The organism is Apibacter muscae (genome assembly GCF_007845635.1).
Taxonomy (GTDB): Bacteria; Bacteroidota; Bacteroidia; order Flavobacteriales; family Weeksellaceae; genus Apibacter; species Apibacter muscae.
Map to the genome: position 1 here is coordinate 123,415 of NZ_SELG01000031.1, position 24,191 is coordinate 147,605.

Below are 24,191 nucleotides of genomic sequence, written 5' to 3' on the forward strand. Positions count from 1 at the left end.
ATTATCTGCTAATATTGTCTCCACCATTAATCATGGCAGAAACAATTCCTTTATCCGTTGATTTTTCACCTATGAATATTCCAATCATATGAAAAACCAAGAAAATCAACATAAAATATAATGATAGTTGATGAATTGATTTTAATGATTGAGCATATTCTTTAGGTGCATTTTGAATTAATAAACCTGTAATAAGAGTTATTCCTAAACCTATATAAAAAATTAAATACACCAAAGACTGAAATTTCTTTTTTAGGGAATATTTTATTAGTGATGAGGTTCTAAACTTCCCTTTTTTAATAATTATATAAGTAATTCTTAATAAGTATAATCCTAGCAATACATACCCAATGTATACATGCCAATTAAACATATTTCCCCTAATGTTTTTTGCTATACTTACTGCTTCCTTTTGGGTAATTTTAATATTATTTTCTTGTAAATTATTGAATATAATAGTAGCCATTATGTTTTTGTTCATCCAACCCAATCTAAGAAAAATAGTAATGAGTATAAAAATAATTGTGAGAGCCATAGACCAATGTAATAATCTATGTATTAATGAAAATTTATAATTATTCATTAGTGTTTATAATAAATTTGTTAACAATAAATAAAAATGAGATTACCTAATTCCAGCTGAAAAAAGATAAGATAAAAATATTGTGTGGATTTATTATATAATAGGAGGCGCTCTTAATCTAAGATTTCTAGGATGACTTTGATGTGAAAATAATAGATTAAAATCTGGGAAAATTGTTGATCTTTTTAATTCTTTAAATTGAAAACTTAAAAAATTTATTTCTGGAACCTCAAAGATTGAGATAGAATTTATTTGATATTTGTAATTAGAAATTTTAAAAATTTCTAAATGCTTTTCACCTAAATTTACATGCTTTATTAAATCAGCGATCGCACCAATAAAGGTACTATCATCCTTTTCCAATAAATCGTTATTATCAAATAAACATTCGTGAATAACTGTTTGTAATTTGGCTTTGTGCTGATGAGGAATAACCATATGTGCTACAACTATTAGTGTAGCTAAATACATAGATATTTTCCCCATAATTTTCATTCACGCAAAGTTAATTTATTTCCTATAAACTTAAGAGCTATTATTTAATTTAGAATTAATTTACACAATAGTTAAAATGCTTTTTTATCTCCTGAAATTATATTAAAAAATGTTCTTACAATAATTATTACATCAAGCAAAAACGACCAATTTTTTACGTAATATGCATCAGCAATTACTCTTTTATGAATGTCTTCCTTAGTGGCTATTTCTCCTCTAAAACCTTTGGACTGTGCTAAGCCTGTAATACCTGGTTTTACATAATGTCTTAAACTATACTTCAATATAATATCGTTATAATGCTCATCCTGTATTATCATATGTGGTCTAGGACCTACCACAGACATATTTCCAATCAAAACATTTATAAATTGTGGAAATTCGTCTAGACTAGTCTTTCTTAATATTTTACCAAAGCGTGTAATTCGTATATCTCCTTTAACTGTTGCTTTAATATTGTTATCTACACTTTTTTTCATGGTTCTGAACTTAAAGCAATTAAATACTTTCCCTCTTAACCCTACTCTTTTTTGAAGATAAAATACTGGACTCCCAGAATCTAGCAAAATTACCAATCCTATTAAAGGAAAAAGCCAACTTATGATAAATATTATAACGACAAGTGAAAAAACAATATCAAACATTCTTTTTAAAAATTGATTCCAAAAATTATCCAAAGGGAATTTTTTAAATGTTAATATGGGATATGTGTCATAATACTCTAAGTTCAAACTGCTATAGGAATCATAAATTTCACTAGGAATAAAACTTATTTCTATATGTAATTTCTGTACTAAATAAACAAGGTCATCATGTATTTGTTGTGAAAAATTACCATTTAAGGAATAAAAAATAATCTGTATTTTTTCCTCTAAAAGGAAAGATTTAAATTTATTAAGTTCAAAGTTATATTTTTTTCTTTTTTCATTATCTTTTATACTGGATAGAAAAAAACCACAATTAACTAAACCATAATCTTTCCTTTTAGATAATAATTTAATAAATGAATAGGTATTTATATTCTCATCAACAAAGACAACTCTCCGATAATTACCTCCATAACTCCTATATATTTTTATAGTAAAAAATAATATAATTTTAACAAAAGAAGTTACAATGAAAAGAGTAACTAAAAAATATATAGACAATCGATTGGAAAATAAATCACTTGTTTTAAATCCTGAAACAGCAAATACTATAATACTAAATAAAAGTACTTGATAAAGGTTCTTTCGAAGAATAGCTATTATTCCACTAAATCTACCACCTACATATAATTTTACATTTACAGATATAAAATACCAGCTTACTAAAAATAAAATTATTACTTTGTAGTGATAAATTATTAAATATTGAAGTGTATATTTATACCCTACACTCTCTACATATTGTATATTTAAAAAACATAAGGATAGAGATACTAAAATAGAAAAGTCTATTATATATTGTATAGATAATAAATTTCTAGAATATCTACTATACTTCATTTTTTATTTTTTTATCCACATTTAAAATCCCTTTTTGAGACTTAAATAGTATAGAATATGCAAATGTAAAAAAAAGTATTCCTTTTTGCCTATTTAAAAATGATTCTGTAAAGAATAATAGTATCATTATTATAACAAATGAAAATAAAAATAAATTATGTCTTTTTATTGATTTTACTAGTGGATAAATCAACATAATAAATAATAATATACCACCTATAATCCCCAATTCTATACATGTCTGCATATATTGATTATGAAAATTATATGTTTTATATCGAGGAACTTCATAATGATTATAATAATCATCTAACAGCTTTTGTGCAGAGGATAGACCTAAACCTTTAATACCAATATTTTCTTTTGAAAACATTTCAATACCAATTCTAAATTCTAATAACCTCAAAGTCGTTCCTCCAAAATAGTAATCTTTAAATGAATTATCCTTAAATATCTGTTTATAATTAGATTTATTTTCCTCTAAATAACGATTCTTTAGAGGCGAGTCTAAGAATATAAGTGTTATAAAAAATATAGCTGTAACTAATAAACTAATTATTATGAATAATTTTTGTTTTCTAGTTTTATTAAAAAATATAATAATTAATAACTGAATTAAAAAAGTTGTAAAAATGATATTTTTTGAAGATAGTAAAATTAAATAAATCAATAAAAATAAAATTATTATATAGTCATATATATTTTTTTTAGCTAAATTAATTGATCCTAATAGGGCAAAAGAAGTAAATACGGATATATAAATAGCATTATTTTCAAAGATTAAAGAAAGGTCATGATAAAAAAAATGATCTATATTATGATCTAAAGAATATAATTTATACGCTTTTATAATTGATACTCCAAAATAAATTAATAAACATAAACTCAATGTTCTAAAAATTATAAAAATATTTTCTTTTTTGATTGTAGGATACTGAGATATAAATAGTGGAATTAAACAAAATCCTATCAGTTTACTTATTCCTTTTACTGTTTGATGTTCATCTATGGTCCAAAACAATGAAAGAACAGCCCATAAAAAATATAATAAAAGTGGAATATAATTTTTATCATATTTTATTTTTTTATTTTTCACACAAAAATATATACTTCCTATCCCTAATAGAATTAGCATTACATTACTGAGAGCAAACCCAGGAATTAAAGAACCTAAGAATAGCCCATAAAATATTGCCAATAAAAAATTTATATTTGTACTTTCTCTTCTAAACATTGTATGATAAATTCTAAATATTTATTATTTATTATATCCCAAGTATAGTATTTTTGTATTTTTTTCGTATTATTTTCTATTTTTATACGATTATCCTGTTTATTTAACTTTTTTACTGTTTGCGTTATTTCCTCTTCATTAGAAAAATAAAATGCATCTTCACCTAAAATAGATTTATTAAAAATATTATTATGTGCTACAATTAAACAATTACTTGCCATAGCTTCTAAAAGAGAAGGATTAGTACCTCCTACTGAATGTCCATGAAAATATAGATTTGAATAGTACCTAATATTATTTAACATTTCTAAATCATAAATAGCTCCTATAAATTTTATTTGAGTATTATCTTTATAGCTTGAATACAAATATTTGCCATACTCTGTATTTTTATAATTCCCTATGATTATTAATGGCTTAAGATCATTTGAATTAATTATACCTTTAATAATTGTTTCTATATTATTTTCAGGTTCCATTCTAGCTATTAATAAGTTATATTGATAGGGAGTAAGCTTATAATCTTTTAATTTATCTTCTTTTGGATTTAAAAATAATTCTGCACCATAAGCAATAAATTGGGATGATTTATTGTATTTACTTTTTAAATATTCCTGAATCCCTTTAGAATCTGAAATGAGGAAATCACTATGATTGGCTCCTAATTTTTCTGCAAATTTTAAAAATTTCTGAACTTTTTTAGAGTATTTACTTCGTTTCCACTCTAGCCCATCCATATTCGTTATTATTATGGGTTTCTTTGGTAATAAAAAATACCAAATACTACTACTTGTATACCCTAATTGAAGTATTACATCAAAATTTTTTTTTCGACTATCTAAAATACAATTTAAATCATATATAAATTGCCCTGCTGTACCTATTTTGTTTTCAGGGTCTTTACAATGTATAAGATTAACTCCTTTAAATATATTATCTTTATAGGGATGTAGGGAAGAGTTATAAACATAAACCTCATGTTTCTTTTCTACCAAAAATATAGAAAAAAACTCAGCAAATTGTTCAAATCCACCATGATAATTAGGAACTCCTCTTGTACCTAATATAGCTATTTTCATTTAAAGTTAAATATTTTGCAAAGTTAGCTATTTATATCAGCTTATGAATATAGCAATGCTGAAAATTATTTTATTTTTTTATATATGAGATAATAATTATCAATTTCTTCACAGGATATATTCTCATCCTTAATTATATCTGAAAAAAAACTTAGATTTTCCTTTGTTGTAATATAAACATATTCATAATTAAGTGTTTTCTCTTCTATATTTTTATTAAATTCCTCAATAACTTTTCTTTTATCTCTACCTCTTGCATCTCTTGCAACATAAAAAGAAGATATTTTCACATTATTCTTTAGTGCTAAATATGATAATTCAGAGAAATCATTTTCTTTTAATAAACTTTGAGTAAAGATTGGGTAAGTTTGAATTACTTTAAAATTAAAAAGAATTTTATTCCATTTATTTTCAGTTAAATATGTATGATAATCTCCCATTGGGATTTCTTTGATATTACTTTCAAATAAAAGAGGCTTAATATCATATAATTGAAGAATAACTAGGAAAGATAAAACTACCGCTTTACCTTTTTTTGTTATTTTTTCTATTTTATTAAAATAAATTAAAGAAAAAATAATAATTACATAATAAAAAATCCATCCCAACCTACCACTAGCCCTAAAAGTTCCTAAAGAATCTAATATTTTCAATGGAAGATTAACTTGAAAAAATTTCTGATTAAAAACTATAATATTAGTGATAGCTAATAAAACATAAGCAAAACTAGCTATAAATAAAAGAATATATACATAATATTTACTAAATATTATTTTACTTTTACATAAATATGCAATTCCAATTCCTATTGATATCAAAACTAATGAAATCATCCCTAGTCCTAAATAAAGATACCCCTCATACTGGCCTTCATTTATATTAATTCCTTTTAATATAGATGAATATTGAAGGGGATTGTATAAAGCATTGAGATTTAACGAGAAATGTCCATATCCCCAAGCTGAACTAGAAGTTTTGTGTTTTAAATCAATTATCCCAATTAAAAAACAAGTTACACTAAGAGAAAAAATTGAAGCTATTGGTAATACAATTAACTGTTTTATTGTTAGTGTTTTATCAAAAAAATAGTTTTTAATTGGTAAAATTAAATTAAACAATAATACCATAAAGGTTAAGTAAGGATGTATCATAATGCTTAGATTAAGTATTATGATTTGATATATATTGATTCTAATTACATTATTTTTATTTGTTTTAATCAGATAATAATAAATAGAAGCAACTAATAACCATTGAGCACATAGACTATCATGTCCGCCCCCTCTAAATAAAAATACAGGGTTAAAAGTTAATAAAATTGCACTTAAAAGCAAAAGTATTCCTGTAATTTTATATAATTTGAATATTCTTATTGAATAATATGATAATAAAAGATAGCTCAAAAACATTGATAATCCTATATATTGGAAATTTTGAGGTAGAAAAAAATTAAACAGTTTAAAAAAAATAGCAAATAATGGAGTTGAATCTGTATTGGAAACAGTTGTACCTAATGGATAATAAATACTTTCTATCCTTCCTAAAGGAAAATCCCAAGATTCTTTACTATAAAAAGCCCACCCCAAATAATGTTGGGCTAAATCTCCTCTTGAGGACATAATCCAATTTATGTTTGTTGGTATTATAGTTTCTAAACCAAATTTTATATGATAAAATAAACATATAATAATTAACATAAGTATATAAATAAGCTTATTTTTCATAATAATTACTTAATTAACACAATATTAAAATTTGCTATTCTTAGCAAAGTTAAATACATTGAGGTTAAGGGAACCAAATTATATATTCATCCCCATCCCTATATATCTTATATATTCCTTGGTTAATATTAGGTTCATCTTTTACTTTTATTTGCTTATAAGTATCTAATTCTTTTTCAAAATTAAACATTTCTATTTTTAAATTATGTAAAATAAAAAATTCATTTATAAAATATTTATTACTATTAAAATTATTAGCTAGAAAAAAATATCCTGTAAACTTATGTTTACTTATAAAAAGAGAAACTGGAGGAGGATATTCTGGAGACCCTAAAATATATAGTTTATCTCCATTTTTAATGCCTAATTTATATAAATCATGATTAATTTGAGAAATAAGATACTCTTTATGATTTTTATATATTGTTAGAGATGCTCCATAAGAATACATTAAAGAAAAGAAATATATATATGGCAAAATTAATAAGTATTTCCAATTCTTCTTCATGACTTCATTAAAGGAATAAAGAATAAATATTATAAATATGGATGATCCTACTAATACCCTAGGAAGAATATTAAAATTTTCTGTAAAGATTAAAGCCCCTGGTATACATATAAAAATTATAATTGGAGAAACCATATATATAAGTGTAGTAACTTTATCTATAATTTTTTTACCAAATTTTATTGATCTTAGAGTTATAATACAAGATAATATAAAAGCTACTTCGAAAATTAAAATAATTTTCTTATTAAAACCAGCATTTATATAAACTAAGAAATTAAAAAAAATATTCCATACTTTTTTCATTCCTTCCTTATCTAAAGACACTGTTTGACTCATTAATTTCATATAAGGACTGGGGGTTTCTATATATACTAAGTATATTTTAATAATTATAATATAATATAATATAGAATATACCCTAATATCATTATTAAGAATGATTGAAGTAATATTTTCAATGCTTGAATCCGATTATTTTTATAATCATGTATAAAAAACAAAAATGAAAGAGAAATAAAAATATTTAAAGATGTTTGATAAATTCCAAGAGCTATAAAAAATAAAAATAACTTTATAAGAAATAGGTGCTTCTTTTTACAAACTATTGTTGTAGATATAATTGTTAAACCTAATGCTAAAGACATAGTTGCGTTATCATTTCTAAATGATAAATTCTCAAGAAATAATGGACTACATAAAATAGGTAGTACCACTAAATATGAAAACAAATTATAGTCAAGAGAAAGCCTTTTAATAAAGAACAAAGAAGAAACAGATATCAATATACATGTCATTATAAGAGTTAGTGGAAATATATCAATAAAAGTACCTCCTGTTATAATATAGTAAAAAGCATCTGCAAATGGCCTCCCCTCCCATCTCCAGCCAAATGGATGATTAATTCTTGCTGCGTCATCTAGATAACTAAAATTAGCTAAAATTAAAGGTAACACATAAAAAAAGAAAGAAGAAAAAGAGAGAAGAAACTCTTTTTATATTTATTCAAATCCATGAATTAATTTTTCTTTAAATGTAATTAATATAATATAAAAAGAATATTGTTTTATGTTTTTTTATGCTAAATTTAATTACACCTAGTTTTTGTATAATTTTACCCTATATCAGTCTCAAAGATTAAAAATTACTTCTAAAATTTAAGATCCAAAAAAATATATTTCCCATAGTTTATGAATAGTATAAAATTCTACTAAGACACTTGATAATGTATTTTCTTTCTTATTTCTATTATATAGTAAATTATAATATTAAACTTTTATTCAACTGATAAAAAAATTGATCTATCTCCTCTTTATTTAAATAATTATTATAATCCTCTTTATTTATATCTTCTTTCTTTTCAACACAAAGGTTTTGTATAGTATAAAGAAATTCTTCTGCTGAATTAAATAAGAATCCAAAACTTTTATATTTTTTTATTATTTCTCTAAAATAATTAATATTAGAACAAATACTTTTCTTTTTAAAATAAATAGCAGTCTCTAGTACACCACTTTGAGATATTTCTTTATAAGGAAGTAATATGTAGTCTGCATTTGAGTATAAATAATTTGCTTCTTCACCAGTAATATATCGAGTTATTTTTTTTATGTTTTTTATATCTGAATAGGATATTAATAAATTTTCCGGATCTTTGCCTGCTATTATAAAATTAGATTTCAATAAATATTGATCTTCCAATTTATTAATAACTTCAAATAATAAATCAATTCCTTTTGATTCTCGAATATTTCCAAAAAATAAAAAATTAACCTTATCCCTGTTTATTAATTCTTCTATTTCTTTTTTTATGTTTTTTAAATCATATTCCTTAGAATAGATATATTTTAAATGTGGACAATAGTATATTTCACCACTATACTTAATATTTTCAATAATTTCCTCTGTTCTACTGGAGTGATAGATAATTTTACCTGAAATTAATTTAACAAAAAATATTATAGCCCTACTTTTAATTTTATTTTTAATATCCAGCCCTACTAGTTCATGTACATCCAGAATAATTTTTTTTTTAGAAAAAAATAAAAATGGTATTAAAAAAATTACATCTTGTACCTCTCCATAAAAGGATGTGATAAAATAATTATTTTTACGAAGTTTGATAATTTGAACAATATAAGCAATATAGCTTATTATAAATAAATATATTTTTTCTGAAATATTACCCCCTATATAATAGTTTTTAAGAATAGATTGTTTTCCTTGATAATTAGAGACTATTTTTGTTTCATATTTTCTTTTTCTCAATTCTGAAACAAATGCATCTATATAATGATTCATTCCTGAATAAATTCCTATTCTATCTATTAATACCATTCTCATAATAAATCATTTAATAAACATCGACTCTAAAACAATTCTAGCTTCAGTAAAGTTAAACCTTCTAATCCTATTAAAAAACATTAAAAATGTTGATGTATAAAACTGAAAGGAAATTTTATAATATTTTTCACAAAATATTTTTCTACTTCTAAACATATGCTTCTGGGATAAAATACTTCTTTTTTTATGATTTGATGAAGTACCTATGCTTTTTCCTTCCTTATGGTATACTATTGCTTCTGGACACCAATCTGTCTTTAACCCTTCTTGTTTTGCTCTGTATGACCAATCTAATTCTTCATAATATAGAAAATAATCTTCACACAAAACTCCAATTTTATTTAAATTTTCATATGATACAAATAAAGAAGCCCCTATTGCATAATCAATTTTTTCTTCTAATTTATTTATTGTTGCTTTTAATCCCTCTCCTACAAGATATGGATAATAAAATTTTGGATGAAACTTACCACCAATTGCTTGAATTTTAGAAGGCTCATAATAATATAAAAGCTTAGCCCCCAATATTCCTACTGATTTATCCTTCTCATAGCAAGCGATTAAACTTGATAAAGTATTATTTTCTACTATTGTATCATTATTTAATAGCCATATAAAAGAATCTTTATTTCCATATTTTAAAATATAATGCAATGCTATATTATTTCCTGCAGCAAATCCTTTATTTTCTTTAGCTTTTGTGAAAATAATTTTATTTTTTTTGAAATTTATTAGCTCATTTTCCTCTATGAATATGCAATCAATTGGTTTCTCTTGTAGTGGATATATTATAGATGGAAAAGATGTTACTATACTCTCCCTCTCTCCTTTAGCCCACTTTTGAAAATAATTTATTGATGTATTAGTTTCACTATTATCTATTACTATAATTTGATAGTTGATTATTTTCAATTTTAACAGACTTTCTAAACATTCTATAGTATCTTCATACCCATTATAATTTAATAGTATAATATAGGTCATACCCATTATTTAAGATGATTTATTTTCTGGAGACTTAATGTTGCTCCTTTCGTATAAATAGACAAAAACAGAGTAGTTATAGTAAATATTCCTGGATCTCCATTTAGGATAATGATTAAAAAAAAATAAGAAAAAATAGATATATTACATATACCAAAAAAACTAGCTTGATTTTTATATTTTATAAAATTATAATTATATACCAATATGGCTGTAAAAAGTAATGTATATGCTATTATCCCTATTATTCCAAATTCTATCAAAACTATATAAAAAAATGATTCAAAGCCATAATACCCTCCCTCTAAAATAAAATCATTACGTAAAGGATCAAAACCTAAATTTTCACTTAACCATCTATAACCATTCCCTTTCCATACATCAGATTTCATTAATTCATATGATTTTTTTAGCTGCATCGTACGCATGGAGATAGTACTTCCTGAATTTTCATATGTTTTATTATCTAATTTAAAATTATCTACATCTGAATTTTTATTATCAGACTTAATTATATAATACTTACTTATAAAATGTTCACTGATATATCTTAGATTTAATTTTGTGGCAAAATTAAGTAATAACAAATAACAGATAGCTACTATAAAAAAAACTACCTTTTGTTTAATTTTAAATTTATAAAGCGATATAAATATAACAAACCCTAAAATCATTCCCCAACCTACTGATCTTGAATTCGAAATTAGTTGACTTATTATCATTATCACCAAAATAAAAATTTGAAATAAATTAAAATGCCATTTATTTTTTTTATTTACCCAGAAGAAAAAACGTATAAGAATTGCTATTGCAATAAAAGCTCCATTTTTATGCGGATGTGTTATAACAGAAGATATTGCTACTCTTGTTCTATTTATAAAATGACCTGATATATCATTAACATTATAAACTTTACTTATCAATAATGAATATGGATTATGTAAGGAAAAAAGCACATAAATACTGTACAATGCACATCCAAACATTAAGTAATAGAAGAACTTTGATAGCTTAATAACTTCATTAGTATTTTTAATAAAATAGCTAGAAAGTAATAAAATTAGAAAATAATCACACATATATGTAAATGCTCTAATTCCATTTTTTATAAGAGAATGTCTCTCATCCATTAAACATAAAATTAATATACTAATTGAAAATAAAAATATAATTTTTGTATATTTCGAATCTAAAACACTTATAGCACTACTCCTTGACTTTGTTTTATATAAGTCCCATAAAATTGAAAGAAAAAGGCCTAAAACCCAAACCCTTACTATTGGTGCTAAATAATTATAGATAATAATTCCATTATCTAAAAAAACAATACCAAAAAGGATCCAATACAATTTCTTATACCCCTTACTAAAGAGTATTCCCAAAAAAACTATGCCAATAATTGATAAGAATAAAAACTTCATCTAATTTAATTCAAGAAAAATCATATTATTGTAATAACTATTTTTTTAATTAATATTAATCATTACCTTATTTTCATTTAATATACTCTGCATTTTAAATCAATTTATTTATCATAATAATCTTTTATTTTTTTATTATTTATATTCCTATGTAATCCCTGTATAAGAGAAATATATAATAAAAAAACCGTCTTTTTTCCCTCTTTGAAAATAAATAAAGATTTTAAACTTTGTTTTAAAAAATAAATTATTATAAATATTTTGTTTGTGGTTATTTTATTACTATAATCTAATACATTTATTATTGAATTTCTAAATTCTAATAACCGAAAATAAGGTATTTTTTTTTCTTTTTTAAATTTTTTATAAAAAAAAATGTTTTTCACCTCTTTTCTAAAGAATTTATAATTTCCTAATTCAAATTTATTTATCTCATATTTTTTATGATATATACATGTGTTTTTAATAAGTAAACACTTAATACCTTTCTTTTTAATTCTTAGAGAATATTCAACATCATCATTAAAAATAAAATATTCTTTTTTAGGATAACCTACTTCTTCTATAATATCTCTATTCATCAAAAGCCCTATAAAAGAAATAAAGTCTATTGTAATAGAGATGTTTTTATCTTGAAAAAGGTCATAATTATTTATTGGTATCTGAAATATAGGGATATTTATTCTATCAAAATTTATTCTTCCTCTATGTAATTTATCAATATTTTCATTTTCTATAACTAATGGAGCTAAAACTCTTGCTTCCCCAGAGTACAACATTAACTTATTTAAGCAATCTTTTTCTGGAAAAGCATCATCATCCATTACCCAAATCCAATCATATCCTCTTTCATAGGCTTCTTTCATACCTCTATAAAACCCTCCTGCTCCACCTTCATTTTCTTGATTTATGACTACAATATCTTTTTGTTCTAAAAGCCAATTTTTAGTCCCATCTGTACTTCCATTATTTACAACTAATATATGTGTATTCAATGTTTGATCTTTTAAACTTTGAATACATTTTTTAAGTAATTCTAGTCTATTATATGTAACAATAACAGTAACTATGGTATTATTCATTTATAATTTTTAAAGCTTCTTCTATTACTTGGTCCATATTTAAATATCTATAGGTAGCTAATCTCCCCAAAAAAGTATATCTTTTTAATTCTTCAACCTCTTTTAGATATAATTCTAATTTATATAGATCTTCTTCTAATCTTTTAGGATAGTAAGGTTCATCATTATTACCTGTTTCTTTGCTAAATTCCTTAAAATAAATTGTTTTCTCATGATTTTCCCATGGAGTGAAGTGCTTATGCTCATGAACTCTTGTATAGGGTACATTTTCTTCTGCATAATTTATAACTGCATTTCCTTGAAAATCTCCAATTTCTTCTCCTCTTTCAAAATAAACGGTACGATAACCTAACCTGCCGTATTTGTAATTAAAAAATGCATCTATAGGACCTGTATAATAAATATGCTCAAAATTATCTATATTAAAACTTCCATTAAACTTTGTTTGTAATTTTATTTCTATATTAGGATGTGACAACATTTTTCTAAAAATTTCTGTATATCCGTTTCTAGGTATTCCTTGATAAATATTGGAATAATAATTATCTTCATAGTTAAATCTTACTGGTAATCGCTTTAGTATGGAAGCTGGAAGATCTTTAGGCTCGCAACCCCATTGTTTTTTTGTATACCCGTAAAAAAAGGCTTGGTAAAGATCTTTACCAATAAATTTTAATGCTTGCTCTTCAAAATTCTTAGGCTCAGATATAGATTTGTCTGCTTGTTTTTCAATAAATTCTTCTGCTTCTTTAGGATTAAAATTCTTATTGAAAAATTGATTGATCGTATGTAAATTAATGGGCATTGAAAATATTTGACCATCATAAACAGTTTTAACCCTGTTAACAAATGGCATCATCTCACAAAATTGGTTAATATAATCCCAAACCTTTTTATTAGATGTATTAAAAATATGTGGTCCATATTTGTGAACCATTACATTTGTATTCGGATCTCTTTCACTATAACAATTCCCTCCAATATGAGACCTTTCATCAATAACCAAAATTTTGCAATTTTCATTTTTTGTTAATTGCTCTGCTACAACTGCTCCTGAAAACCCACACCCAACAATTAAATATTTTTTCATATTTATTATTTAGCTCTATTAAACATTAATTGAATACATTGCTTTAATCTTATTAATTTAAATTCTTTCCAACTGATTGGATTAATTCCCTGTTTTTTTAACATAATATACATAGTAATTGTAATATATAACTCTACTAAAAGCCAATTCCACGCTGTCCCTATATAGCCCAACCACTTAATCATTATCACATTCAATACTAGCCCAAATAAAGCTCCAGAACTTGTAATACGGAAAAATAATTTATCCATGTTTAAATTCATCATAATTTGTATCCCAAATGAATTGCTTATGGCAATTAATAAAGGTACTAGAGTAAGTATTCTAAATACTTGAATGGAAGGTCTAAAATCATTCCCATATAAAATGTTAATCCCAATGCCAGCAAATAAATACATAATAATCCCTGATATACTTGTTAAAATTATCACCCATGGAAATATTTTGTGAGTGGTTTGCAAACCTTCTTCCTTACTTTTCCCAAAAGCCTTTCCTATATATGGATAAAAGGCTTGTGATAATGGTAAATTTATTACTCCTATAGAAATCAATATTAATTTTTGTGCAGCTGTATAATAACCTACTGATTCTTCGTTCTGCAACATTCCTAAAACAACAATATTTGTTGCCGTATATAAGTTTATAACTACTGTCGAAAAAAAGATTGTCTTTTCCCTATTTAATAAATTAAAGATTTTTTTTAAAGATATCCTTCTAAGAATTATATTGTATTTTCTTATTCCCCAATAATACGAAATCCATCCAACTAAAATTGCTACTAAGCTTGTAATCAAAGGCATCCATATATAATCTTGTTTTTGCCTTACTAATAATAATACAAAAATGGTAAATAACAATTTAGAAAGGAAATTCAACACGGCTACTTTTGAAAGATCTTGCATTGCTTGAAAAAACCAATTCTGAGATAATAAAGACGCTATGCATGTTAAAAAAGTAAATACAGCGACTTTCTTTTCTAAATAAAGTGGTTCAAAAAATAGTACGCAGGGTATGAATAATACAATTGATATTAAAAATAAAAATATTTTCGCATATAATACTTCACTAAAGACTAAATCTCTTAGTTCTTTATTGTTAGGATTTTTAGCTACCCTTCTGATTGCTGTTAAATTGAACCCATAATCAATCAATAAGGTAAAATACCCAATAAATGTAGCTGCATAGTTTACAACTCCAAACTTATCTGGACCAATTATTCTAGAGATTATGGGAATTGATATTAATGGTAGAATTAGATTCGCTACCTGTACTACACCTAATGATGCAATATTTTTAAAAAGTCCATGTTTATTCATGAATCCTTTTTATAGGTCTAGCTATTATTAATAGATAATAGGGTACAAATATTACAATTAGATATATTATTATTGTATTAAATATATTCTGCTTTTCAAAAATAGAATCATATGCAAAAAGAAATATATTACTTAGTATAAGATAAAAAAGTGTATTTTGTCCTAATAATATGGCAAAATTAGATAAATTCTTCATATTATAATTATTATTCTTGACAATCCATTTGTCTAGACAAATAGAAATTACATAATACATATAAACAAAAAACATTGCTCCTACTAACCATTCAAATCTAGGAGGAAATCTAGTTGGTGGAACCCCTTTTTTATAGAAATAAACTATATAACTAGCTGTTCCAAACATTAGGAAAATTATAACAAAAACATTCTGTTTAATCCTTTTACTTTTTGAAAAATATACTCCTAGCAAAAAATATGGAAAATAAAGTAAAATTGGAAATAATGCATATTTTGTAGACCCTAAATACAAACCTAATCTAGCACCTATTTTATCATAGGGGATAATATAGGATAGAGAAAATAATAAAATTGAAAATAGGATTATATAGTACCCATTTAATTTAGATATTTTTCTAATCCAAGGAAAAAATATCAAAATAACTAACATCAGTCCAAAATACGCTAATATAAATTCGGAAAATCCTGGTACATCTTTCAGTTTTAAAATATTAATTACATTAGTTTTTTTTATACCTGGGTCAAAAAGAAATCTATACGAAAAAGCAGAAATATAATATGCTATAAGCATTCTAATGGCACTATAGAAAATTTTCTTTCTCACTTGCTTAGGCTTAGATGAGTTGAAATATACTATATTACATAAAAAACCCCAACAGAAAAAATAGCCTGAAAATGTAATTAAATGCAAAAATTCAGCTACTAAGGCTAGTAAAAAATATTTATTATCCACATAATATTTTGAAAAAAATAAATCTCTATCATAAACAAAAAATAAAGTATGCCCCAGTAACATCCCTAGCAATAAAAGGCATTTCATATAACTTATATAATTTATATTTTTCATAAAATATCAATCAAAAATAATTCTTTAAACTCTCTTTCCAATTGGGGATTGAAACGCCAAAAGTAGTCTTAATTTTTGTTTTATCTAGCAAACTATATTTGGGTCTTTTTGCAATAGTTTTATATTCATCTGTAGAAACTGGCAGAATACTAATTTGAGAATTGCTTATTTTTTTTATTTCATCTGCAAACTGAAACCAACTACATTCTCCTTCGTTAGAATAATGATAAATCCCATAGGCTTCTATATCATTTTGTATGATGGTAAGAATAGTTTCAGCTAAATCTAGCGCATTGGTAGGGGAACCTATTTGATCGTTAACTACACTTATCTCTTTTTTTTGATCAAATAAATTCAACATTGTTTTCACAAAATTGTGACCATACGGAGAATATAACCAAGCAGTTCTTAAAATATAATGCTTGGAATTATATTTTTGAGCCATCTTTTCACCTTCCAATTTAGTTAACCCATAAACACCTAAAGGAGAAACTGGGTCATCTTCTTTTCTTGGAGTTGATTCTTCTCCTGAAAACACATAATCAGTAGAAATCTGTATCAATGTGGCTTTTTGAGATGCACTTGCTTTTGCTAAATATTTTACCGCATAGGTATTGAGTTTTTCAGCTATTTCTTTATCATTCTCTGCTTTATCTACTGCTGTATAAGCCGCACAATTTACTATGTAATCAAATTTATTGGAATAGAAATATGTTTTCACAAACATTTCATCCATAATATCTAATTCCTGAACATCTGTAAAAACAAAAGTACAATCGATTGGAGGTTTTTCCTTTATTTTTTGTCTTAAAGACATTCCTAATTGCCCATCTCCTCCGGTAACTAAAATTCTTTTCATAAGTCCCTATTCTTTAATTGATTAAAAGATATAGCATTTCTATCTTTCTCAGAAAGAATTTCTTTTCCTTTCTCAATACCCCAATTAATATTTAAGGTTTCATCAAGAGGATTTATACCAAATTCACTTTCTTTATTGTAAAAACCTTCACATTTATAGGCAAATATAACTGTTTCAGATAGCACAGAAAATCCATGCAAAAATCCTTTGGGAATAAACAGTTGCTTTTTATTTTCTGAAGATAGTTCAACTGCAATATGCTGACCGTACGTTTCTGAATTTTCACGAACATCTACGGCTACATCTAAAACTTTCCCTTCTAATACATATACTAGTTTCGCTTGTGCGAACGGTGGAAGTTGCTGATGCAATCCTCTAATCACTCCAAAACTTGATTTAGAGAGGTTGTCTTGAACAAATTCTGGTTTATATCCGATTTGTTCTTGAAAAGATTTTAAATTATATGTTTCCATAAAAAAACCTCTAGAGTCCTCATAAACCTTAGGTTCAATAATAAAACAACCTTTTAATTCAGTTTCAACTACTTTCATTTATATTGTTTGAATTTCTTTGTTTTTATTATGAAATGCGCTTACTCTATTTTCGAAAGAATCTTCAGGTATATTTACCTTTAAATCTTCAAATAGATTTATAATATTGTGGGGTTGTTCTTCAGATTTTCTGGTTTTTAGATTAAAATAGATTAATGTTAACCATAACACAGCATGAATCATTTTTTTTTCTTTGTCATACATTAAAATTTCCACTGTATTCGTTTTGTCTGAAAACTTAATGATTTTACTCGTTATCTTTATCTGCTGGTTAAATTTAACCTCCTTGATATAAGCAATTTGATTTTGTAAAACTACCCACAAACAACCTGTTTTTTTGGACTGTTCATAATTATCTATTTGATAATTTTCTAAACAGTGATCTTCTCTTGCATTAAGCATATAATCAAAATAACGTATATTTGATAAATGCCCAATAGGATCACAATCCATAAATCTAATTTTATGAATCGATTCAGGTTCTTTCACCAACATAATTGTAAAATTTATACAAAGGTAATTGTTTTTATTGAATTGATTTTTATATTCTATGGGTTTGCATTGGTAATTTAATCTTTCACTATTTTTTTAATCAATCATGGATAGCTGAATTCTTTTTCTATCTATATCTACTTCAATTATTTTCACTTCCACTGTTTGATTAAGATGAACCACCGTATTAATGTCTGTAACAAATTCCTTGGCAACTTTAGAGATATGGACCAACCCACTTTCTTTAATTCCTATATCTACAAAACATCCAAAATTTGTTATATTATTGATTATACCCGGTACTTTCATACCTATTTTTAGATCTTCTATGGTTTTTAATGTTGAGTCAAAAGTGAAAATTTGTGATTTTTTTCGGGGATCTAATCCTGGCTTTTCTAATTCTTTGATAATATCTTTTAAAGTTGGTAAGCCTACTTCTGAAGTTATATAGCTATCTAATTTTATTTTTTTTATTTCTTCTGAATTGCAAACTAAATTCTCTACTTTCAGACCTAAATCTTTAGCCATTTGTTCTACAATAGGATAACTTTCGGGATGTACGGCTGAGTTATCTAAAGGATTTTTTGCATTTGGTATTCTTAAAAAAGCAGAAGATTGTTGAAACGCCTTGTCTCCTAAACGAGGGATTTTTTTTAATTCTTCTCTTTGAGTAAACAATCCTTTTTCCGTTCTATATTTTATGATATTTTCAGCTAACTTTTCACCTATTCCGGATACATAGGAAAGTAACGATTTACTAGCAGTGTTTAAGTTTACTCCTACATTGTTTACGCAAGACATAACAACTATATCTAACTCATTTTTTAACAATGTTTGATCTACGTCATGTTGATATTGTCCTACACCTATAGATTTAGGATCAATTTTAACAAGCTCTGCCAATGGATCTGACAATCTTCTTCCTATAGACACAGCACCTCGAACCGTTACATCATAATTGGGGAATTCCTCTCTCGCTAATTTGGATGCGGAATAGACTGAAGCTCCGGCTTCATTTACTACAAATACTTTTAAAGGACGATCAAAAGCTATGGATTGAATTAAACGTTCGGTTTCTCTGGATGCTGTTCCATTTCCAATTGAAATTGCTTCAATTTTGTAAGCGTTAATGAGAGACTTAATTTTTTTTATAGACTCTTTGATTTCTTTTTGTGGGGCATGTGGATAAACAGTATCGTTATGTAAAAGTTCTCCTTGTTCACTTAAACAAACGATCTTACATCCGGATTTGTATCCGGGGTCTATAGCTAAAATTCTTTTTTCTCCCAATGGTGGTTGTAACAAAAGTTGTTGCAAATTGGCTGAGAAAACTTGTATTGAAACCTTATCTGCTTGCACTTTAGCTTCTTGCAAAATTTCATTGCTTAGTGCTGGTTCTAACAATCGTGAAAATGAATCCTTAATGGCTAAGTTAATTTGTTTACTTATTTCTTTTTGATTGGTCTTTAGAATATTTCTCTCTATAATTTCTATTGCCTGCTCTTTATCAACTTTTATTTTAACTCTTAAAAAACCTTCATTTTCTCCTCTCATCATTGCTAATATACGGTGAGAAGGAGATCTCTTTAATGGTTCTGAAAATTCAAAATAATTTAGATATTTCTTTGCTTCTTCTTCGTTTTCTTTATTTTTAACAATCGCAGATTCAATTATTGCCGTTTGTTTATAAAGTTTTCTTAATTGTGCACGTATTATCTCATTTTCGTTCATCCATTCTGCCATAATATCTCTTGCTCCTTGCAATACTTTCTCTACATCGTTAAGCTCTTTATTTATATATTTATTGGCTAAAATTTCTAAATCTGTTATAGGATTTTGCTTCATTAAAATCTTAGCTAAAGGCTCTAACCCTTGCTCTTTAGCTACTGAGGCTCTTGTTTTTCTCTTCTTTTTATAAGGAAGATAATAATCTTCTAAAAGGGTTAAATCGTAACAGTTTACAATTTTATCATTTAGTTCTTGCTTTAAAGCTCCTTGTTCATCAATATTCTTTAAGATACTTTCTTTCCTCTTTTGTATGTCTTCAAATTCTGTTTTTAACTTAGCAATTTTCTGGATTTGTACTTCATCTAAATTCCCTGTCATTTCCTTTCTATATCTTGAAATAAAAGGAATGGTAGCCTCCTCATCAAGTAATCTTAATGTATTTTCAATTCCTTTTGTGGGCAGTTCTGTTTTTTTCTGTATGAAGGAAATTTTATTCATTTGAGTTATAAATTATATAGATATATAATTAAAAAAAGAGCTTACTTAAAGTAAGTAGCTCTTTTTTTAATTAAACGTTCAACTTATTTTAAGCTAATAAATTTTTGACAGTTTGAGAGATTAGTTTTCCTTCTGCTTTACCTTGTAATTTTTTGGAGGCTACTCCCATTACTTTGCCTAGGTCTTTGATATCTTTTGCTCCTACTTCTTCAATAATTGCCTGAATTTCATTTTCTAATTCTTCAGGCGTTAATTGTTCAGGTAAAAATTGCTCTATAACTTTTGCTTGTGCTATCTCATTATCTGCCAGTTCTTGTCTATTATTGGCTACGAATTGTTCGTAGGCTTCCTTTCTTTGCTTCACTAATCTTTGTAATAAGAGTACTTCTTGCTCTTCGGTTACTTCTCCATCTCCTCCTCCAGTTTTTAAAAGTAATAGTTGTGACTTTATAGCTCTTAGTGATTCTAATGCAACTTTATCTTTTTCTTTCATGGCTGCTTTCATTGCATCCATAATCTTAGTTTCTAAACTCATATTTTTTATTTAATCTACATTGTCATGGAAAAAATTGTTTGGACGAATCTTTATTTCATTTGAGCTTTTATTAAAATAAATCTCTGATTCATCTTCTGATTCTATTCTATTATCTAAATTAATTCCTTGTCTCAAATACGCTGGAACTCGTTCAACTTCATCTACATTTTGCTTGTTTAATCCTTGAAATTTACTATTTAATTTTTTTAATCTTGCTCTTCTTTCTTGAATTTTCTTGTCCATTAATTCCGCTAAAGAATTATCTTCATTTTCAATGGTATTCGTTTCAACTAAAGAAGATATTCCTTCGTTCGTACTTTCTATTTTTTGAGCAAAATTTTCTACTTCGTCTAACGTAAATATGGTTGACTGATTTCCAAATGAATTATTGGTTTTAGTTTCCTGTATGTTCGTTTGCTCCTTGTTTATAGACTTAATTTGTTTTAAATCTTCTCTCAATTTACTTTCATCTTTACTTATTATTCTAATATCACTATCTGAAGAGTATGTAGGTGCAATTATTTCTGGCTTATTGGATATTCCAAAAGATGTTAGTTCTTCTTCTTCCTCTAATGTGATAATTTTTTGAACGAACGGATCATTGTTTGTATTCAATGTTTCATTTTCGTAAATATAGGATTTTATTCTAGGTTCTTCATCGGTCTTTTCTTGTTGAATTTTTATATCATTTTTTTTAGATATATTAAATACTCTATCTTGTAAACCATCATCCGTTAATGTATGAATAATTCTTTCTTTTTCTTTTCCGCTATTTCTTTCATCATCTACGGGAAATCCTGTGGCTATAACTGTAACACTAATATTGTCTCCTAAATTTTCATCTTCACCAATACCCATAATAATATTGGTATTATTTCCTGCTTCTGATTGAATATGATCATTTATAATTCCTATCTCATCTACAGTTATTTCATCTTCTCCTGAAACAATTAATAGTAAAACATTTTTTGCTCCTGTAATTTTATTATCGTTTAATAATGGAGAATCTAGGGCCGTCATAATTGCTTCTTGAGCTTTGTTAGGTCCTGATGCAATGGCTGAACCCATAATCGCTGTTCCACTATTGGCTAGAACAGTCTTTGCATCCCTTAAATCTATATTTATTGAATAGTTTTTGGTAATTACTTCTGCTATTCCTTTAGCGGCGGTACTTAGTACTTCATTCGATTTGGAAAATCCTGATCTATAACCTAAATTCCCATATAGTTCTCTCAATTTATCATTTTTTACTACAATTAGGGAATCTACTGATTTTCGTATTTTTTCTAATCCTTTTTCGGCTTGCTCTAATCTACTTTTTCCTTCAAAAGAAAATGGTATAGTAACTATTCCTACTGTCAAAATACCCATTTCTTTAGCAATGCCTGCAATAATAGGTGCGGCACCCGTACCGGTTCCTCCTCCCATTCCAGCTGTTACAAATACCATTTTGGTTTGTTCACCTAAGGCATTCTTGATATCGTCCACACTTTCTAGAGCGGCTTGTTCACCCACTTCTGGGTTTGCTCCTGCTCCTAATCCTTCGGTAATGGTTGTACCCAATTGAATTTTATTCGGGATAGGGTTATTTATCAGCGCTTGAGCATCTGTGTTACATATAATAAAATCTACTCCTGTAATTCCTTGGTCATACATATATCCTACGGCATTATTTCCTCCTCCACCAACTCCAATTACTTTAATAGCAGAAGGTCTGTTTTTTGGTAATTCAAAAAATAATTTTTTGCTATCGTTATTCTCCATTTGATTCTTTTATTTATTCAGTATCGTTAATATATTTTATAAATTTCTCTTGAAAGGTTGAAAATATGGACTTCTTTTTTTCTTTTTTCTTTTCTTCTTTTTGAGAAATTTCTTTTATTTTTTTCTCTGTTTCTACACTTTCTTTTTTTATTTCAACTTTCGGTTGAATTTCTTTTTCTTGGGTATAATTAAATTTATTCTTATAATTTTCTAAATTGTTTAAACCTGTCATTAAAAGTCCTATAGCCGTTGCATATTCCGGGCTCGCTAATTCTTTAGGCTGACCACTGGCCAAATGCTCGTTACAATAACCTATACGTACATCCATGCCTGTTGTATATTCCGTTAATTGTCTTAGATGTTTCAATTTAGAACCTCCTCCAGTCATTACTATTCCTGCTATTAACTTTTTCTTTTGTTCCTCACATCCATAATTCCTAAGTTCTAAATATGATAAAGAAATAATTTCTTCAACCCTTGCATGGATAATTTGAGAAAGTTTTTTTACTGTAATTTCCTTAGGCTCTCTCCCATGGAGTCCTGGAATGCTAATTACTTCAATTTCTTTATTTTCAGATGGCCAAGCAGATCCATACTTAACTTTAAGTATTTCTGCTTGACGTTCAATGATTGAACAACCGGTTTTAATATCATCTGTTATTACATTGCCTCCAAAGGGTATAACGGCTGTATGCCTTATTATATTATCTTTAAAAACAGCTATATCTGTAGTTCCTCCTCCAACATCTATTAATGCAACTCCTGCCTCTTTTTCTTCTTGACTTAATACTGCATCTGAAGAGGCTAAGGGCTCTAATGTGATCCCAATTAAATTAAGTCCGGCTTCCTTAACGCATCTTGCAATATTCCTCATTAAAGATATTTGCCCTATCACAACATGAAAATTCGCTTCAAGACGACTTCCATGAAATCCTCTTGGCTCTATTATTTCTGATTGTGAATCAACTTTGTATTCTTGTGGTAATACATGAATAATTTCCTCCCCCGGCAACATTACCAGCTTATGAACTTGATCTTTTAATTTATCAATGTCTACATCATCAATTACATCTTCAAAATTTGAACGTGATATATAATCGCTATGTTGTAAGCTTCTTATATGTTGACCCGCAATACCAACCGTTACATCTGTGATCTTATAATTAGATGCTTTTTCAGCTTCGCTTACTGCTTTTTTTATTGATTCAATGGTTTGAGTTATGTTATTAACAACTCCACGATGAACGCCTAGACTTTTAGATCTTCCCATTCCTAAAATCTCTAGTTTTCCATGCTCATTCTTTTGCCCAACAATAGCTACAATTTTTGTTGTACCTATATCTAAACCTACTGCAATTTTATTCGTATCCATA

Annotated in this window: 22 protein-coding genes; all 22 read right to left on the reverse strand. The window is 26.3% G+C overall.

Translation table 11 applies throughout. The features are described 5' to 3' along the window. Nucleotide 1 precedes the first annotated feature (1 nt). Nucleotides 2–583, reverse strand: coding sequence for a cytochrome b/b6 domain-containing protein (locus ETU08_RS04590; protein WP_146261842.1), 582 nt, complete (start codon nt 581–583; stop codon nt 2–4). A 93-nt stretch (nt 584–676) separates the two neighbouring features. Continuing rightward, nucleotides 677–1,069: a hypothetical protein gene (locus tag ETU08_RS04595; RefSeq protein ID WP_146261843.1), complete on the reverse strand. Its 393-nt coding sequence runs from the start codon at nt 1,067–1,069 to the stop codon at nt 677–679. Nucleotides 1,070–1,149: 80 nt separating this feature from the next. Next, nucleotides 1,150–2,565 (reverse strand): exopolysaccharide biosynthesis polyprenyl glycosylphosphotransferase, encoded by a 1,416-nt coding sequence (locus ETU08_RS04600; protein ID WP_146261844.1) that lies wholly within the window; start codon nt 2,563–2,565, stop codon nt 1,150–1,152. Further along, complete coding sequence (locus ETU08_RS04605) at nt 2,555–3,799, reverse strand: O-antigen ligase family protein (RefSeq protein ID WP_146261845.1); 1,245 nt, start codon at nt 3,797–3,799, stop codon at nt 2,555–2,557. Before ETU08_RS04605 ends, ETU08_RS04600 begins: the two co-directional genes overlap by 11 nt. Next, complete coding sequence (locus ETU08_RS04610; protein WP_146261846.1) at nt 3,772–4,878, reverse strand: DUF1972 domain-containing protein; 1,107 nt, start codon at nt 4,876–4,878, stop codon at nt 3,772–3,774. Before ETU08_RS04610 ends, ETU08_RS04605 begins: the two co-directional genes overlap by 28 nt. Before the next feature lie 65 nt (nt 4,879–4,943). Next, the gene (locus tag ETU08_RS04615; protein WP_221410413.1) at nt 4,944–6,602 is read right to left on the reverse strand and encodes a DUF6311 domain-containing protein; all 1,659 of its coding nucleotides are present in this window, start codon (nt 6,600–6,602) and stop codon (nt 4,944–4,946) included. Between the two features lie 64 nt (nt 6,603–6,666). Beyond that, the gene (locus tag ETU08_RS04620) at nt 6,667–7,449 is read right to left on the reverse strand and encodes a hypothetical protein (protein WP_146261848.1); all 783 of its coding nucleotides are present in this window, start codon (nt 7,447–7,449) and stop codon (nt 6,667–6,669) included. A gap of 53 nt (nt 7,450–7,502) precedes the next feature. Then, entirely contained in the window at nt 7,503–8,066 is a 564-nt protein-coding gene (locus ETU08_RS12105) for a glucosyltransferase domain-containing protein (protein WP_146261849.1), read from the reverse strand. A 304-nt stretch (nt 8,067–8,370) separates the two neighbouring features. Beyond that, complete coding sequence (locus ETU08_RS04630) at nt 8,371–9,453, reverse strand: glycosyltransferase (protein ID WP_146261850.1); 1,083 nt, start codon at nt 9,451–9,453, stop codon at nt 8,371–8,373. Nucleotides 9,454–9,459: 6 nt separating this feature from the next. Beyond that, nucleotides 9,460–10,437, reverse strand: coding sequence for a glycosyltransferase family 2 protein (locus ETU08_RS04635; protein WP_185145280.1), 978 nt, complete (start codon nt 10,435–10,437; stop codon nt 9,460–9,462). A gap of 5 nt (nt 10,438–10,442) precedes the next feature. Continuing rightward, complete coding sequence (locus ETU08_RS04640) at nt 10,443–11,567, reverse strand: O-antigen ligase family protein (RefSeq protein ID WP_146261852.1); 1,125 nt, start codon at nt 11,565–11,567, stop codon at nt 10,443–10,445. 395 nt (nt 11,568–11,962) lie between these two features. Then, nucleotides 11,963–12,940 (reverse strand): glycosyltransferase, encoded by a 978-nt coding sequence (locus tag ETU08_RS04645; protein ID WP_146261853.1) that lies wholly within the window; start codon nt 12,938–12,940, stop codon nt 11,963–11,965. Next, a complete protein-coding gene (glf, locus tag ETU08_RS04650; RefSeq protein ID WP_146261854.1) occupies nt 12,933–14,030 on the reverse strand; it encodes a UDP-galactopyranose mutase in 1,098 nt (365 codons plus the stop codon). Before glf ends, ETU08_RS04645 begins: the two co-directional genes overlap by 8 nt. A gap of 5 nt (nt 14,031–14,035) precedes the next feature. Further along, a complete protein-coding gene (locus tag ETU08_RS04655) occupies nt 14,036–15,346 on the reverse strand; it encodes a flippase (RefSeq protein WP_146261855.1) in 1,311 nt (436 codons plus the stop codon). Next, nucleotides 15,339–16,364, reverse strand: coding sequence for a hypothetical protein (locus ETU08_RS04660; RefSeq protein WP_146261856.1), 1,026 nt, complete (start codon nt 16,362–16,364; stop codon nt 15,339–15,341). The genes ETU08_RS04655 and ETU08_RS04660 overlap by 8 nt, the downstream gene beginning before the upstream one ends. A gap of 37 nt (nt 16,365–16,401) precedes the next feature. Further along, nucleotides 16,402–17,250 (reverse strand): dTDP-4-dehydrorhamnose reductase, encoded by an 849-nt coding sequence (gene rfbD, locus ETU08_RS04665; protein ID WP_146261857.1) that lies wholly within the window; start codon nt 17,248–17,250, stop codon nt 16,402–16,404. Next, the gene (gene rfbC, locus ETU08_RS04670; protein ID WP_146261858.1) at nt 17,247–17,801 is read right to left on the reverse strand and encodes a dTDP-4-dehydrorhamnose 3,5-epimerase; all 555 of its coding nucleotides are present in this window, start codon (nt 17,799–17,801) and stop codon (nt 17,247–17,249) included. Before rfbC ends, rfbD begins: the two co-directional genes overlap by 4 nt. Continuing rightward, nucleotides 17,802–18,296, reverse strand: a complete 495-nt coding sequence (locus tag ETU08_RS04675; RefSeq protein ID WP_146261859.1) for an acyl-CoA thioesterase — start codon at nt 18,294–18,296, stop codon at nt 17,802–17,804. Between the two features lie 93 nt (nt 18,297–18,389). Further along, entirely contained in the window at nt 18,390–20,519 is a 2,130-nt protein-coding gene (locus ETU08_RS04680) for a Tex family protein (protein WP_146261860.1), read from the reverse strand. 88 nt (nt 20,520–20,607) lie between these two features. After that, nucleotides 20,608–21,054, reverse strand: a complete 447-nt coding sequence (locus tag ETU08_RS04685) for a GatB/YqeY domain-containing protein (RefSeq protein WP_146261861.1) — start codon at nt 21,052–21,054, stop codon at nt 20,608–20,610. A 9-nt stretch (nt 21,055–21,063) separates the two neighbouring features. Continuing rightward, nucleotides 21,064–22,818 (reverse strand): cell division protein FtsZ, encoded by a 1,755-nt coding sequence (gene ftsZ, locus ETU08_RS04690; RefSeq protein WP_146261862.1) that lies wholly within the window; start codon nt 22,816–22,818, stop codon nt 21,064–21,066. Between the two features lie 13 nt (nt 22,819–22,831). After that, nucleotides 22,832–24,190: a cell division protein FtsA gene (ftsA, locus tag ETU08_RS04695; RefSeq protein ID WP_146261863.1), complete on the reverse strand. Its 1,359-nt coding sequence runs from the start codon at nt 24,188–24,190 to the stop codon at nt 22,832–22,834. Nucleotide 24,191: the final 1 nt, after the last annotated feature.

What these genes read in the sequence shown, in the direction of transcription:
- ETU08_RS04590 (WP_146261842.1), bottom strand. Translation starts at nt 583, where the DNA reads ATGAATAATTATAAATTTTCATTAATACATAGATTATTACATTGGTCT.
- ETU08_RS04595 (WP_146261843.1), bottom strand. Translation starts at nt 1,069, where the DNA reads ATGGGGAAAATATCTATGTATTTAGCTACACTAATAGTTGTAGCACAT.
- ETU08_RS04600 (WP_146261844.1), bottom strand. Translation starts at nt 2,565, where the DNA reads ATGAAGTATAGTAGATATTCTAGAAATTTATTATCTATACAATATATA.
- ETU08_RS04605 (WP_146261845.1), bottom strand. Translation starts at nt 3,799, where the DNA reads ATGTTTAGAAGAGAAAGTACAAATATAAATTTTTTATTGGCAATATTT.
- ETU08_RS04610 (WP_146261846.1), bottom strand. Translation starts at nt 4,878, where the DNA reads ATGAAAATAGCTATATTAGGTACAAGAGGAGTTCCTAATTATCATGGT.
- ETU08_RS04615 (WP_221410413.1), bottom strand. Translation starts at nt 6,602, where the DNA reads ATGAAAAATAAGCTTATTTATATACTTATGTTAATTATTATATGTTTA.
- ETU08_RS04620 (WP_146261848.1), bottom strand. Translation starts at nt 7,449, where the DNA reads ATGAGTCAAACAGTGTCTTTAGATAAGGAAGGAATGAAAAAAGTATGG.
- ETU08_RS04630 (WP_146261850.1), bottom strand. Translation starts at nt 9,453, where the DNA reads ATGAGAATGGTATTAATAGATAGAATAGGAATTTATTCAGGAATGAAT.
- ETU08_RS04635 (WP_185145280.1), bottom strand. Translation starts at nt 10,437, where the DNA reads ATGACCTATATTATACTATTAAATTATAATGGGTATGAAGATACTATA.
- ETU08_RS04640 (WP_146261852.1), bottom strand. Translation starts at nt 11,567, where the DNA reads ATGGATGAGAGACATTCTCTTATAAAAAATGGAATTAGAGCATTTACA.
- ETU08_RS04645 (WP_146261853.1), bottom strand. Translation starts at nt 12,940, where the DNA reads ATGAATAATACCATAGTTACTGTTATTGTTACATATAATAGACTAGAA.
- glf (WP_146261854.1), bottom strand. Translation starts at nt 14,030, where the DNA reads ATGAAAAAATATTTAATTGTTGGGTGTGGGTTTTCAGGAGCAGTTGTA.
- ETU08_RS04655 (WP_146261855.1), bottom strand. Translation starts at nt 15,346, where the DNA reads ATGAATAAACATGGACTTTTTAAAAATATTGCATCATTAGGTGTAGTA.
- ETU08_RS04660 (WP_146261856.1), bottom strand. Translation starts at nt 16,364, where the DNA reads ATGAAATGCCTTTTATTGCTAGGGATGTTACTGGGGCATACTTTATTT.
- rfbD (WP_146261857.1), bottom strand. Translation starts at nt 17,250, where the DNA reads ATGAAAAGAATTTTAGTTACCGGAGGAGATGGGCAATTAGGAATGTCT.
- rfbC (WP_146261858.1), bottom strand. Translation starts at nt 17,801, where the DNA reads ATGAAAGTAGTTGAAACTGAATTAAAAGGTTGTTTTATTATTGAACCT.
- ETU08_RS04675 (WP_146261859.1), bottom strand. Translation starts at nt 18,296, where the DNA reads ATGTTGGTGAAAGAACCTGAATCGATTCATAAAATTAGATTTATGGAT.
- ETU08_RS04680 (WP_146261860.1), bottom strand. Translation starts at nt 20,519, where the DNA reads ATGAATAAAATTTCCTTCATACAGAAAAAAACAGAACTGCCCACAAAA.
- ETU08_RS04685 (WP_146261861.1), bottom strand. Translation starts at nt 21,054, where the DNA reads ATGAGTTTAGAAACTAAGATTATGGATGCAATGAAAGCAGCCATGAAA.
- ftsZ (WP_146261862.1), bottom strand. Translation starts at nt 22,818, where the DNA reads ATGGAGAATAACGATAGCAAAAAATTATTTTTTGAATTACCAAAAAAC.
- ftsA (WP_146261863.1), bottom strand. Translation starts at nt 24,190, where the DNA reads ATGGATACGAATAAAATTGCAGTAGGTTTAGATATAGGTACAACAAAA.